Consider the following 12,195-nt stretch of genomic DNA (forward strand, 5'->3'; position numbering starts at 1 on the left):
GGGCCGCAGGTGGACGGGCGGCCACGCGGGCGCCGCGAGCGCGGCGGCGCGCCGGTCGGCGGTGGCCTCGGGGTGGTCGACCGTCTCCGACAGCGCGACGGTCTGGAGGGCCGGATTCCGGCGGCGGAGCGGCGCCAGCGTCACTTCGAGGGTCGGTCCGCGCCCCGTCGCGCCGAGCAGGTGGACCTCGTCGACGACGACGCAGGCCAGCGCGTCGACCCACGAGGCGCCGTTGCGGATCGCCGAGTCGACCTTCTCGCTCGTAGCGACGACCACGTCGTTGCCGGCGAGCGCCTCGCCCGTCGCGTCGAAGTCGCCGGTGGAGATGCCGACGTCGACGCCGGGGAGCGCCGCGAACGTCTCGTACTTCTCGCGGGCGAGCGCGCGGAGCGGGCAGACGTAGAGCCCGGGGCCGTCGGCGGTCAGGAGCGCAAGTTGTGCGACGAGTGTCTTGCCCGAGGCGGTCGGCACCGCCGCGACGACATCGGCGCCCTCGCAGACGCCCGCGTCGACCGCCGCGCGCTGCGGCGGGTACAGTTCGCGCACGCCGCGCTCGGCGAAGTGGTCGACGACGCGTGACGAAAGCGGCAGGTCCCGGACGCGCATACGAACACGCCTTCGGCCGGATCGCTGATAAAGAGTCCGCGGCGCCCCCTCTCGAACCCGTTCGGTCGCCGACTACCCGTCGGCGTCGAAGTCTTGGAACAGCTTCTCGTAGTCCTCGTCGTCGGTCGCGACCGCGTCGCGCGACTCGTCGGCCCGCTCGCGGAGCTCGTCGATCCGACCGGTGAGCCGCTGGTACTCCTCGTTGTCCGCGAGGTCGCTGGCGCTCTTTTCGGACTCCAGCATCGCCTTCTTGGAGGTCAGCGAGAACAGCTCTTGGACCTCCGAGTCGTACTCGCCGCGCCGTAACAGCCCTTCGACGGTCTCTCGGAGCGTCTCGCTCGTGACGGGCTTGACGAGGTAGTCGTCGAACCCCATCTCGAGGATGTCGAAGTCTGGCTCGACGGCGGTGACCATCGCGACCCGACAGTCGATGCCCCGTTCGCGGACGGCCGTGAGGACCTCGTCGCCGGAGAGACCCGGCATGCGTCGGTCGAGGAGGATCGCGTCGACCTCGTCGTCGACCTCGTCGAGTTGGTCGAGCGCCTCGCGGCCGCCGTACGCGGTCCGGACGCGGTACTCGTCGCCGAGCCAAGCGGCGTACAGGTCAGCCAGATCGGGTTCGTCCTCGACCACGAGGACCAGCGGCGGTTGCTCACTCATGGATGACGGGAGCGAGGGGGTGTTCGCTCACACGTTTCGTCTCTCCGCTGGCTATATTAAAATACCTCTTCGAAGCGCCACGCTGATCGGTCGCTCGGCCGGACGCGATCGGACGAGACGCGACCGGAGTCGACGAGGCGCAGCGCGACGCGGTGGGGGGCGACCCGACAGGGACCGCGCTCGGTCGGCGGTCGGTTCCGGTTACTCGTCCGGGCTGTAGTTGGGCGCCTCGTCCGTGATCATCACGTCGTGCGGGTGGCTCTCGCTCTGGCCCGCGGTCGAGACGCGGACGAACTCCGCGCGCTCGTGGAGGTCGGGGACGGTCTCCGCGCCGACGTACCCCATCCCGGAGCGCATCCCGCCCGTGAGCTGGTGGAGCTCGGAGGCGAGGCTCCCATTGTACGGGGTCGCCGCCTCGACGCCCTCGGGGACGAACTCCTCGTCTTCGTCCTCCTCTTTGAGGTAGCGGTCGCCGCCGCCGGACTTCATCGCGCCGACCGACCCCATCCCGCGGTACTGCTTGTACTTCTTCCCCTGCATCGTGATGACGCGGCCGGGGGCCTCGTCGGTGCCGGCGAAGTACGAGCCGAGCATCACGGCGTCCGCGCCCGCCGCGATCGCCTTGATCGCGTCGCCGGAGTACCGGATCCCGCCGTCGGCGATCACGGGCACGTCGTGCTCGGCGGCGACGTCCGCGACCTCCGCGACCGCGGTCATCTGGGGCATGCCCGCGCCGCTGACGACGCGCGTGGTACAGATAGAGCCCGGTCCGATGCCGACCTTCAGCCCGTCGGCGAAGTCGACCGCGGCCTCGGCGGCCTCGCGCGTGCCGACGTTGCCGACGACCACGTCGGCGTCGACGGTCGCTTTGATCGCCTCCGCCGAGTCGAGCACGTTGAGGTTGTGGGCGTGCGCGCAGTCGATGAAGATGACGTCTACGCCGGCCTGATCCGCCGCGACGGCGCGCTCCTCCTCGAAGGGGCCGACGGCGACCCCGGCGAGCAGGCGCCCCCGGTCGTCGCGGGCGGCGTCCTCGTGTTCGCGGCGCTGGAGGATCCCCTGCATCGTCACCAGCCCGACGAGCCGCTCGTCGCCGTCGACGATGGGGACGCGCTCGATCTTATGATCGTACATCAGTTCGAGCGCCTCGCGCGCATCGACGTCGTCCGGGGCGGTGATCACCTCGTCGGTCATCGCCTCGCGGACGGCGTCGTCCTCGCCGACTTCGAGGTAGGGCCGGATGTCGGTTCCGGAGATGATACCGAGGACCGTGTCGTCGTCGGCGACGACCGGCGCGCCGGAGACGCCCTGCCGCTCCATCACCTCGTCGGCCTCGCGGACGGTGTCGTCGGGCGAGACTGTGACGACGTTCTCGCGGCGGATGACGAGCTCGTGCGCGCGCTTGACGCGCTCGACCTCGGCGGCCGTCTCCTCGGCGGTCATGTTGCGGTGGAGGACGCCGAGGCCGCCTTCGCGGGCCATCGCGATCGCGAGGTCGCTCTCGGTGACGGTGTCCATCGCCGCCGACAGCACGGGGACGGTGAGTTCGACGTGCTTCGACACGCGCGTCGTCAGGTCCGCGTCGTCGGGCTCGACCCGACTCTCTTTCGGACGGAGGAGCACGTCGTCGAACGTCAGCGCTTCCGGGACATCGAGCTTCGCCGAGAATCGGCCAGAATCTGTCGCCATATAATCCGTCATGAACGGCCGATGAAAAGCGTTGCGAGACGGCACGGACGTGGTTGTTGCTCACATTCGAATCCCCATTATATACATGATCATGGTTATCAATCGGCCGAGACGCGATCGGTTCGAGAACGATTGAGTCCGTTCGGCCCGTCGAAGCCGCTCTGCGTCCGGAGTGAGAGCCGGAGCCGAGAGATGATCGGAGAAGCCCCGAAAGCGGCGACGGTTCCTCGTCGGAGCCGCGCGTTCACCGTGAATACGTCGTGTCATGCGGACGCGTCTCACACAACCTTTAACGCGACCGAAACACGTATATCAGGTATGGACTCCGACAGTCCCGTGAACGCGCGTATCGCCGGCCAGTCGAACGCCGACCTCGGCGTCCGCTTCACAGCCGGCAATCCGCGCAAACCCTTTACATGGGCTCGTCGGACCTCCCGCGGCGTGGACTCCGCGTGCTGGTCCCCAGACCACTGCGAGTCGCACGCGTCCCACCGCCACCCCGACGGTCAGGGCTATCGTCCCTAAATGAGCACGTCACGTCACCCGGTCGCCCTGCGATTAGAACAGCAGGTCGGGAGCGCGACGAAGTTGCTCGCGACCGTGATGGTCCTGCCGCTCATCGACGGCATCTTCCCCGCCCTCGTCGTCGCCGGCGTCCTCGGATCGGCCACCGGCGTCGTCGAGACCGGTATCCTGATCTTCGGCGGCTCCGCGACCGCTGCGGTGATCCTCGCGGAGATGGACGGGACCCGTCGGGAGATGGTCGCGTCCGTGCTACTGATCGGCGCGGTGATCATCCCGGTCGCCGCCGTCGAGGCGGCCCTCGCGCCAACTCTCCAGGAGCTGCTCAACCTGCCCGTCTTCGAGCGGTTCGCCGGGCTGGTCATCCTGACGATCGCCGCGAAGACCGCTAGCTCGGAAATCGGCGAATACCTGCCGAGCCCGGGCGTGATCATCGGACTCGGCCTCGTCGCGAGCTTCGAGCCGTCGGGGTTCGCCCTGCGGACTTCGACCGAGTACGTCGTCAACGGCACCGCGGCCGCCGCCGTGGGCGTGGCGTTCGCGCTGTCGATCGCGCTGCTGTCGCCGCACCTCCGCGGCCGCGTCGACATCGATCGGTTCCGGTTCGGCTCCGCGGTCGCGCTGGGCGTGCTCGCGCTGCCGATCCTGCTCGGCCCGTTCGACCTCATGCAGACGGAGGCGCCCGTCGCGCTCGCGGTGCTCGCGGTGACGACCCTGTTCGCGTACGACCCGAACTCGGAGGGAGAAGAGGGCGCCGCCGGGGACGACGAGGCGCCCGACGACGACGCGCCGGACGGTCCCATCGACGGCGCAGACGAGTCGGACGCCGACCCCACCGACGCCGACGAAGAGTCGGAGGAAGCGCCGAGCGAACCGCCGCTCGACGCGCCGCCTGAGGGGCCCTCCCCGATCGTCGACGACGACGTCGCCGTCCTCGCGAACGGCGGCGAGAGTCGGGACGCCGACGACGACGGGGCGGACCCGTTCACCGACGACGACTCCCGCGCGCCGTGGCTGTAAGCCCGGTGTAGCCGGCGACCGACATATCCGACGTCTGCCCCGGATCGCACGGCTCCGTGATCGCCCCGCGTGTCGCCGGGGTTTAGGTACTCGACCCCGAACGGACGGTATGTCGAACCGCGTCGTTCAGGGGCGGATGGTGACGCCCGAGAAGCTCGCAGAGCTGATCGAAGGAGAGTCCGTGCTGGAGGCCGAACCGATCGCAGACGCCGACCGCGACTGCCCGGAGTGCGGCGGGGACGTCATCTCGGTCGGGTACATGCCGAGCGTGACCGAGTTCGTCACCGGGTACAAGTGCCAAGACTGCGACTGGAGCGACGACGACCGAGAGTAACGCCGGTCGGATCGCCGCCGTGTCGCGCGCGTTCGCTCGCCGCCGCCACGTCGTCGGATCGTCCGTGATCGAAACCCCTTTATCCGCGTTTCGGCAACGGACCAATGCGAGATCACGCGGGGCTGTGGCCAAGCCAGGCATGGCGACTGACTCCAGAGGCTTGCGCCCGGGACGACACTCCAGACTGATATACCGAGCGGCCGACTGATCATCGGTCGCGTTGACGACCCTCTGGAGTTCCGAGGCGCACCGGAGATATCAGTCGATCGGGGGTTCAAATCCCTCCGGCCCCATACCCTTGCTTCAGAGGTCCCAGTCGGCGGACTACAGTAGCTCGCTGAGTCCGTGCTTGGGAGCCGGCGTATACACGATACATATAGGAGCAGATGTTGGCAATATAGCTCATGGACGATGTCACCGTTGTCGTTCCGGCCTACGACGAGGCGGGTCGGATAGGGCCGGTCGTTCGTGATCTCGTCGACGAGTATGCCGTGCTGGTCGTGGACGACGGCTCGACGGACGCCACGGCGGCGGAGGCCGAGGACGCGGGAGCGGACGTCGTTCGACAGCCGGAGAACGCGGGCTATATCCGCGCGCTGAAACGCGGGTTCCGAGAGGCGACGTCCGAGATCGTCGTCACGTTCGACGCCGACGGGGAACACCGTCCCGAAGACGTCGACCGTCTCGTTCGACCGGTCAGAGACGGCAAGTTGGATCTGGTCCTCGGTGCCAGATCGACCATTCCGCGCCCCTCGGAACGGCTACTCAACGAACTGGCGCGGTTGAAGATCGACGTGCGGGACTCGGGTACGGGGTTTCGCGCGCTCCGTCGCGAACTGGCCGTGTCGCTCGATCTCGACACGGCCTGTACCTGTGGGACGTTCGTGTTAGAGGCGGCCGCCAACGGGGCGAGGATCGGAGAGGTTCCCGCAGAGACGCGCTCGATTCAGAAACCGCGCGGGATCGCTTGGAAACACGGCAGACAGCTCTTCCACGTGCTGCGGTACCTGATGCTTGCCCCACGTCGGTCGTAGGCGCTGGACGTAGTCGCGATACGTATCGGGGACGTTGTGTCTGGATCCCTACGCGTCGACGAACGGGTTCGAGAGCTTCTCGCCCCCTCTTGTGGGCGCCGTGGTGCCTGTCCGCGACGGCGGATCGCGCTCACCGAGGCCGACGGGAGTGATCGGTCGAGACGGCTTCGACGGGTATCGACCGCGTCTCGCGAAGCGTCGGCAAAGTTCCGGTCAGCGGCGAGCCACGATCCGCCCGGCGAGCAAGCCGACGAGCGCGATCATGCCCGCCATCGCGAGGTAGATCGCCAGTCCGATCGCCTCGCCGTTCGCCCCGTTCAGGCCCGCCAGTCCTAGGAACACGACGGCGATGACGGCGTGAAGCGTGAACACGCCAGACGGGACGTTCGCGCCGAGATCGAATCCGAGGTCCATACCCTCGCTTCGGCCACCGTCGGAAAAAGTCGTCCGGTCGGACGCGCGCCATCGACGCGCTCGCCGCCGACGGGGCCGCCACACTAAAGCGACACCGACCCGAGGGCTAGCCCGATGACCGACGCCCGCTCCCGACGCGAGTGGCTCGCCGCGGTCGGCGCAGCGACGACCACCGCCGCGGCCGGCTGTGCCTCGCTCGACAACCCGCCCGTGGACGAGCCCCGCGAGGCCCCGGACGTAGACCCCGGCGCGGGGGACGCGACGCGACAGACGATACCTCCGGGCGTGGCGCAGTTCCGCGGCTCGCTGGAGCGGTGGGGGTACTACCCGGACGAGACGGTGCCCGACGCGGTCGAAGAGGCGTGGCGGATCCCGGCGGTCAACACCGGCGACCACAGCGCGGCGAAGGCGAGCGCGGTGCCGACCCCGGACGGCGGCGTCGTCCTCCCGGGCGACACGGGGGACCTCCTCGCGATAACGACCGACGGGGACGTTCGCTGGTGCGGCGAGACCGACGCGGGAGGGCGCGGGATCCACGGGACGCCCGCGGTCGCAGACGGTCACGCCTACGTAGGCGCGTACGACGGCGTCCTCTACGCGTTCGCGCTCGACTCCGGCGACCTGAAGTGGTCGACCGACCTCGGCGGCTCGATCGGGTCGAGCCCGCTGTACCTCGACGGGGAGCTGTACGTCTCGGTCGAGTTTCCAAACCCCGAAGGGCGGCTGTTCGCGGTCGACGCGGCGACGGGCGACGTGACGTGGGAGGAGCCCGACCACCGTCCCACCGACCACCCCCACTCCTCGCCCGCGGTCTCGCTCGCCGCCGGCCGGATGGTGTGCGGGTCGAACGACGGCTACTGCTACTGTTGGAGCTTCCCGGAGCTGGAGTTCCAGTGGCGCTTCGCGACCGACCCGCCCGCGTCCAACGACGGCGAGATCAAGGGCCCGATCGCGACGTACGACGGCGCCGCCTTCTTCGGCTCGTGGGACTTCAACGTGTACCGCGTGGACCTGGAGACGGGCGAGGAGGACTGGCGCTTCGAGACGGGCGACCTCTCGATGACGGGGCCCGCAATCGACCCCGAGCGCGACGTGGTGTACATGGGCAGTCACGACGACCACCTGTACGCGCTCGACGCGGCGACGGGGGACGTGGAGTGGCGCTTCCGGACCGGCCGCCCGCTCACCGGCTGCGCGACGGTCGCCGGCGACCGCGTGCTGACGGGGTCGAAGGACGGCACGCTCTACGCGCTGGAGGCCGACTCCGGTGACGAGGTGTGGCGCGTCGACCACGACGGCTGGATCACCAGCGCCCCCCGCGTCGTCGACGGGGAGATTTACTACGCCGAGCGCGCTCCCGACCCGGAGGGGGGAGACACCGACGGCGGCGGGTACAAGCTCGTCGCCGCGGAGTGAGCGGCGTGGCTGCGGTGGAGGACCGCCGAGACCGCTCACGGCCGCGGTCGATCGGGTAGCTCGAACACCTCCTCGATTCGGGCGTCGAACTCTCGCGCGATCCGCCACGCGAGCTCCAGGGAGGGGTTGTACTCACCCTTCTCGACGTAGAGGACCGTCTGCCGGGTCACGTCGACGCGGTCGGCGAGTTCGGCCTGCGTCAACCCCGCTTCTTCGCGGAGCTCCCGGATACGCGTCTCGAACTCCACGGTTACGCCTCCACGCCCCGCCGTCGGACCCAAGCCCGCGTGCCGTGGGCGACGGAGGAGACGCAGATCGCGACGGCGGCCCACACCACCACGACGCGGGCCTGCGCGTAGGCGGTCGCCGCGACGCCGGCGAGTCCGCCCGTCGCCTCCAGAGCGGACCCGAGGAGGAAGACGGCGAGCGCGGCCCCGAACAGCAGCATCACGGCGCGGCTCGCGGCGGTCCGCGTGATCTCGCGGGTGCGCTCGTCGATCGGCGTGTGACCGACGCGGTCGGCGAGCGTCCGGCTGACCGGGAAGAACGCGACGAACAGCACCGCGCCGCCCGCGATGAGCGGGGCCGATTCGCGGGCCAGTCCGAGGTTGAGGGTCAGTACCGTCACGAGCATGTGAACGGCTCGTCCGATGCGGTATCGCGTCTGAGGTCGCATGGAGTGGTCACCTCTAGATGTAAATTTGATCTAACGTTATATATTTCTTACTCTACTAACCGGCGCGAGACCCCTCCCTCGCGAGAATTGCGTCAAATATCGGGCAGCGGGCCGTCGGTAAGGAGATCACGAGCCCGCTATCGACGGCGGGGGCTGTCGTGGCCCAGCCCGCAAGGCAGGTCATACTCGAAGGAACCAGCGGTGAGATGGAACCTGCGAACTCCCGAAGACGTGGACCTACCCCTCAGTGATGAAAGCCCACGAGTGTAGTCCTGTCTCTTACCCACAAATCGAGTCGTTGTCGAAGTCAATAAATCCGGTTGAAACCTCGATATCTACAGACTTAACACTTCCATGGGACGATTTTGCTGATCTCGTTTACCACATTCAACAACCCCCCACTGCCGATATCACCGTCCGAATCGCTCCTCACCTCGATCTCTCGAGAATAGATTTGGTTCGACAGCGTCTGAAACGTCTGTTTGGGACTCGGTGAACTTGTGGGTAAGAGACAGGAGTGTAGTCGTGGGAGGAGTCACAACACGTCGCCGATCCGGACCGGCTCGCCGTCGAGTTCCGGGTCCTCGGCGACGATCGTCAGGACCTCGTGGTCGGTGACGTCCCGGTACGACTTCCCGGTGGCCTCCTCGATCAGCGTCTTCTCCAGTTCGAACTCGGTCCCCTCGTAGACGACGTCGACCCCGCGGTCGGTGAACGTCAGTTCGGTACGCATGCGCTCAGATACTCGACGAGAGGGGATAAGCGGCACGAACACAGGGAGTCGGCGGTTTCGAGGTGTATCACGAGACCTGCCCGCGGCGAGTCGGCCGTGGGTCCGGGTCAGATCGCGTTACAGGCGGTGTCGTGGCCGGACTCGCAGAGTCGTTCGAGCGTCTCGCAGGCCTGTTCGTTCCCGTTCGCGCAGAGGCGGCGAGCGAGCGCGACCGTCGCGGCCGAAGTGGAATCGGCGTTCGCGTCCTCGCCGTCGCTATCTTCCGAGTCGGCGGCGGCGAGCCGATCGGGACCGCGCGTCCGTTTCCGGCGGTTGCTCCGCGTCGAACGGCTAGATCGGTTCGATAGTTTGTGCCTCCGTGGCATAGAGTAACACACGCCGCGGAAACAGATAAATCCGAATCGGGTGTGCGAACTGTACGCACATGGGCCACGGCCGGTCGGCGCCGAGTCGCGTCGAAGCGTGACAGGAGAGGGGCAGTTCAGTCGTCGTCCTCGTCGCGCATCTCGGAGAGGCGGCCGACGAGGTCGTCGGTGTCGGCGTCGCCCTCGATGGAGACCTCACCGTCGTGGTCGTTCTCGTGGACGTTCACCGCGTCGTCCTCGTCGGTATCGACGTCCTGGTCCTTCTGTTCGCTCTCGTCGTACGATCCGAATCCCATACCTGTCCGTTTGGCGGCGCACTGAAAAGCACCGCGACCGCGATCCCGTGCGAGAGCGATTCACTCGCGTCCGACGTTCGTCCGACGCCCCGTACCGTTTATACGCGCGGGGCGACTGCTCCCGGTGTGTCGCTGCGAGGAGGCGGCCCGATAGAGGAGCTCGCGGTCCCCTCGGGGACGACCGTCGAGGAGCACGACGTCGTCGTCGACGGCGACGTGCTCGTGGGCGGCCAGTCGACCGTCGAGCTCGGCGTCCGCGGCCGCAACGTCGCAATCGGCGAGCGCGTCAGCGTCGGCGACGACATCGAGGCCGAGGGAGACTGCCGGCTCGACACCTGGTGTTCCGTCGACGGCAACGTGTTGGTCGGCGAGGACGCGTACCTCGGCGAGCGGGTCACCGTCACCGGGCGCCTGATGGTGTCGGGCGACCTCGACATCGGTGACGACGTGACGATCGAGGAGGGGTTCGAGGCCAACGGCTGGATCGTCATCCGCAACCCGGTGCCGACGATCGTCTTCTACTTCATCGTCCTCTCGCAGCTGCTGCGCGTCGGCGAGACCGACGCGGCCGACGAACTTGCCGAGGCGCTCGCCGACGGCGACGACGTCCGCGACCCACTCTTGATCCCGCGGAGCGCCGAGATCGCCGACGACGCGTGGCGCGTGTCGACGCCGGCGACCGTGGGCGACGACTGCCGGCTCCACGGCAACCTCCGCGCGGCGTCGATCCGCGTCGGGGAGCGCAACGAGGTGTTCGGCTCGCTGCGCGCCCGCGAAGACATCACCGTGGGCGCGGAGACGGTCATTCACGGCGACGTGACAACCCGGGGCGGAACCGTGACCGTCGAGGCCGGCGCGCGCGTCCTCGGCGACGTCTCCGCCGGCGACCTCGTGGTGTACGACGGCGCGGAGATACAGGGCACGCTCCGGGCGCGCGGCGAGATGAAGTTGGTACAGCGGACGGGCCCCGAGACCGAGGCGGACGAAGTCGAGGAAGGGGGAGGAGCCGAAGCCGGAGGGTCAGACGGAGTCGACAGCGAGGAGCCGGACGGAGTCGACAGTGAGGAGTCGGACGGAGTCGACAGTGAGGAGTCGGACGGAGTCGGAGATGACGACGCCGATCCGGGCGACGGGACCGAGAACGAGACGACGGAGTCCGCGCGCGAGGATGACGCCCCCGAGACAGACGGCGAGTCCGACGCCGAGGGGACCGCAGCGGTGACCGCCGACGCCGGGGCGGCGACGGAGGCGGTCGAATCAGAGGACGACTCCTGACCGGGAGAGAACGTCTTCGGCCAGTACCCGCCGATCCCAGAACAGCTGTATCGAAGCCTCAGGAGATACATTAACGCAGATGAGCCGCCAGTTCGGCGGACGTTTAACCCGATTTTAGCCGTTTTAATTTCACAAATTGTCTGAACGGACACAAGGCACTTACAACGGCCGCCGAAACGGCCGAGTGCGACATGAGCCGATCACTGACGGCGACCCGCCGCGCGACGCTGGCGGGGCTGGGCGCGATCGTCGCATCGGGAAGCGTGACAAGCGTAGCCGCGGCCGCGGAGAGGGACTGGACCGTCGAGGCGACCGAGACGGACAGCACGCTTCACGACGTGGTGTCGGCGAACGCCGGTCGCTTCGCGGTCGGGGGCGGCGGCGTGCTCACCGCGCCCGCCGAGGAGGGTTGGCTAACGCTCCGCGACGGCGGCCCGACCGGAAACGGGAACAACCTCTACGGCGCGTCGGTCACCGACGACGGCGAGCGCGTCTGGTTCGTCGGCGCGAGCGGCGCCATCGGCGAGTACATCCCCGCGACGGACACGCTCGTTGACCGCTCCGCGCCGATGGACAACACGAACAACTACAACGACGTCGCGGTCACCGGCGCCGCCGGCGAGGCGAACGTGTACGTCGCCGGCGACTCGGGGAAGATCTACTACAGCTTCGAGAACGGCGCGACGGGGACGTGGGACTACGTCACGCCCGGGAGCGGCTCGGCGCTCCCCGCGATCGACTTCCACGCCCCCCGAAGCGGACACGCGATCGATACGAACGGGCGCGTGTTCGGCACCGACGACGGCGTCACGTGGAACGCGATCGGCATCGAGGACGCGAACGTGACGTTCTACGGCCTCGACAGCGACGCCCCCGACGACGTCGCCGTCTCCGGCGGCAACGGGACGCTCCTGACGTACGACGGCGCGAACTGGACGCCCGACGCCCTCGGCGACGCCGACCTCGTCGACGTCGAGACCGACGGCGAGGCCGGCTACGTCGTCGGCAGCGGCGGGGTGGTTCAGGAGTCGACCGCCGACGACCGGATCGTCCTCGACACGCCGACCGGCGAGAACCTGAACGCGGTCGACGTCGACGGCGACGCGGTCGTCGTCGGATCCAGCGGCACCGTCCTGCGTCGGTAACGGCCTCGGC

General features: G+C 68.4%; 15 protein-coding genes and 1 tRNA gene. 7 read left to right on the forward strand and 9 right to left on the reverse strand.

What is annotated here, in order from left to right; genetic code table 11:
• The 3 genes from B9G49_RS02525 to guaB form a co-directional block, all read right to left on the reverse strand.
• Positions 1 to 606, reverse strand: a 606-nt coding sequence (locus B9G49_RS02525; RefSeq protein WP_143414676.1) for a DEAD/DEAH box helicase, incomplete at its 3' end; no start/stop codon positions are given.
• Positions 607 to 678: 72 nt separating this feature from the next.
• A complete protein-coding gene (locus B9G49_RS02530; RefSeq protein WP_049929939.1) occupies positions 679 to 1,266 on the reverse strand; it encodes a HalX domain-containing protein in 588 nt (195 codons plus the stop codon).
• Positions 1,267 to 1,467: 201 nt separating this feature from the next.
• The gene (guaB, locus tag B9G49_RS02535; protein ID WP_086215315.1) at positions 1,468 to 2,955 is read right to left on the reverse strand and encodes an IMP dehydrogenase; all 1,488 of its coding nucleotides are present in this window, start codon (positions 2,953 to 2,955) and stop codon (positions 1,468 to 1,470) included.
• A 525-nt stretch (positions 2,956 to 3,480) separates the two neighbouring features.
• Here guaB and B9G49_RS02545 point away from each other — a divergent pair.
• The 4 genes from B9G49_RS02545 (at position 3,481) to B9G49_RS02555 (ending at position 5,865) form a co-directional block, all read left to right on the forward strand.
• Positions 3,481 to 4,497: a DUF5794 domain-containing protein gene (locus B9G49_RS02545; RefSeq protein WP_086215316.1), complete on the forward strand. Its 1,017-nt coding sequence runs from the start codon at positions 3,481 to 3,483 to the stop codon at positions 4,495 to 4,497.
• 109 nt (positions 4,498 to 4,606) lie between these two features.
• The gene (locus B9G49_RS02550) at positions 4,607 to 4,831 is read left to right on the forward strand and encodes a DUF5795 family protein (protein WP_086215317.1); all 225 of its coding nucleotides are present in this window, start codon (positions 4,607 to 4,609) and stop codon (positions 4,829 to 4,831) included.
• 118 nt (positions 4,832 to 4,949) lie between these two features.
• Positions 4,950 to 5,124: transfer RNA gene (locus B9G49_RS16465), tRNA-Trp, on the forward strand.
• Positions 5,125 to 5,235: 111 nt separating this feature from the next.
• On the forward strand, positions 5,236 to 5,865 hold the full coding sequence (locus B9G49_RS02555) for a glycosyltransferase family 2 protein (protein WP_049929946.1): 630 nt from the start codon (positions 5,236 to 5,238) through the stop codon (positions 5,863 to 5,865).
• A gap of 213 nt (positions 5,866 to 6,078) precedes the next feature.
• On the opposite strand, the gene B9G49_RS02560 is transcribed toward B9G49_RS02555, so the two are convergent.
• On the reverse strand, positions 6,079 to 6,279 hold the full coding sequence (locus B9G49_RS02560) for a hypothetical protein (protein ID WP_049929948.1): 201 nt from the start codon (positions 6,277 to 6,279) through the stop codon (positions 6,079 to 6,081).
• A gap of 114 nt (positions 6,280 to 6,393) precedes the next feature.
• Between B9G49_RS02560 and B9G49_RS02565 the strand changes: the two genes are divergently transcribed.
• Positions 6,394 to 7,695: a PQQ-binding-like beta-propeller repeat protein gene (locus tag B9G49_RS02565; RefSeq protein WP_086215318.1), complete on the forward strand. Its 1,302-nt coding sequence runs from the start codon at positions 6,394 to 6,396 to the stop codon at positions 7,693 to 7,695.
• A gap of 35 nt (positions 7,696 to 7,730) precedes the next feature.
• Here the strand turns inward: B9G49_RS02565 and B9G49_RS02570 are convergent, their stop codons facing one another.
• The 5 genes from B9G49_RS02570 to B9G49_RS02595 form a co-directional block, all read right to left on the reverse strand.
• Positions 7,731 to 7,943: a helix-turn-helix transcriptional regulator gene (locus B9G49_RS02570; RefSeq protein ID WP_049929951.1), complete on the reverse strand. Its 213-nt coding sequence runs from the start codon at positions 7,941 to 7,943 to the stop codon at positions 7,731 to 7,733.
• Between the two features lie 2 nt (positions 7,944 to 7,945).
• Positions 7,946 to 8,329, reverse strand: a complete 384-nt coding sequence (locus B9G49_RS02575; RefSeq protein ID WP_086215319.1) for a hypothetical protein — start codon at positions 8,327 to 8,329, stop codon at positions 7,946 to 7,948.
• A 577-nt stretch (positions 8,330 to 8,906) separates the two neighbouring features.
• The gene (locus B9G49_RS02585) at positions 8,907 to 9,104 is read right to left on the reverse strand and encodes a DUF5800 family protein (protein ID WP_086215320.1); all 198 of its coding nucleotides are present in this window, start codon (positions 9,102 to 9,104) and stop codon (positions 8,907 to 8,909) included.
• A 107-nt stretch (positions 9,105 to 9,211) separates the two neighbouring features.
• Entirely contained in the window at positions 9,212 to 9,469 is a 258-nt protein-coding gene (locus B9G49_RS02590; RefSeq protein ID WP_086215321.1) for a hypothetical protein, read from the reverse strand.
• A 116-nt stretch (positions 9,470 to 9,585) separates the two neighbouring features.
• The gene (locus B9G49_RS02595) at positions 9,586 to 9,765 is read right to left on the reverse strand and encodes a DUF5786 family protein (protein ID WP_049929958.1); all 180 of its coding nucleotides are present in this window, start codon (positions 9,763 to 9,765) and stop codon (positions 9,586 to 9,588) included.
• Between the two features lie 126 nt (positions 9,766 to 9,891).
• Between B9G49_RS02595 and B9G49_RS02600 the strand changes: the two genes are divergently transcribed.
• Both B9G49_RS02600 and B9G49_RS02605 read left to right on the forward strand, forming a co-directional pair.
• The gene (locus tag B9G49_RS02600) at positions 9,892 to 11,040 is read left to right on the forward strand and encodes a polymer-forming cytoskeletal protein (protein ID WP_086215322.1); all 1,149 of its coding nucleotides are present in this window, start codon (positions 9,892 to 9,894) and stop codon (positions 11,038 to 11,040) included.
• Positions 11,041 to 11,303: 263 nt separating this feature from the next.
• Entirely contained in the window at positions 11,304 to 12,185 is an 882-nt protein-coding gene (locus tag B9G49_RS02605) for a hypothetical protein (RefSeq protein WP_198943800.1), read from the forward strand.
• The last annotated feature ends 10 nt before the right edge of the window (positions 12,186 to 12,195 follow it).

Source organism: Halorubrum sp. SD683 (assembly GCF_002135045.1).
Taxonomy (GTDB): Archaea; Halobacteriota; Halobacteria; order Halobacteriales; family Haloferacaceae; genus Halorubrum; species Halorubrum ezzemoulense.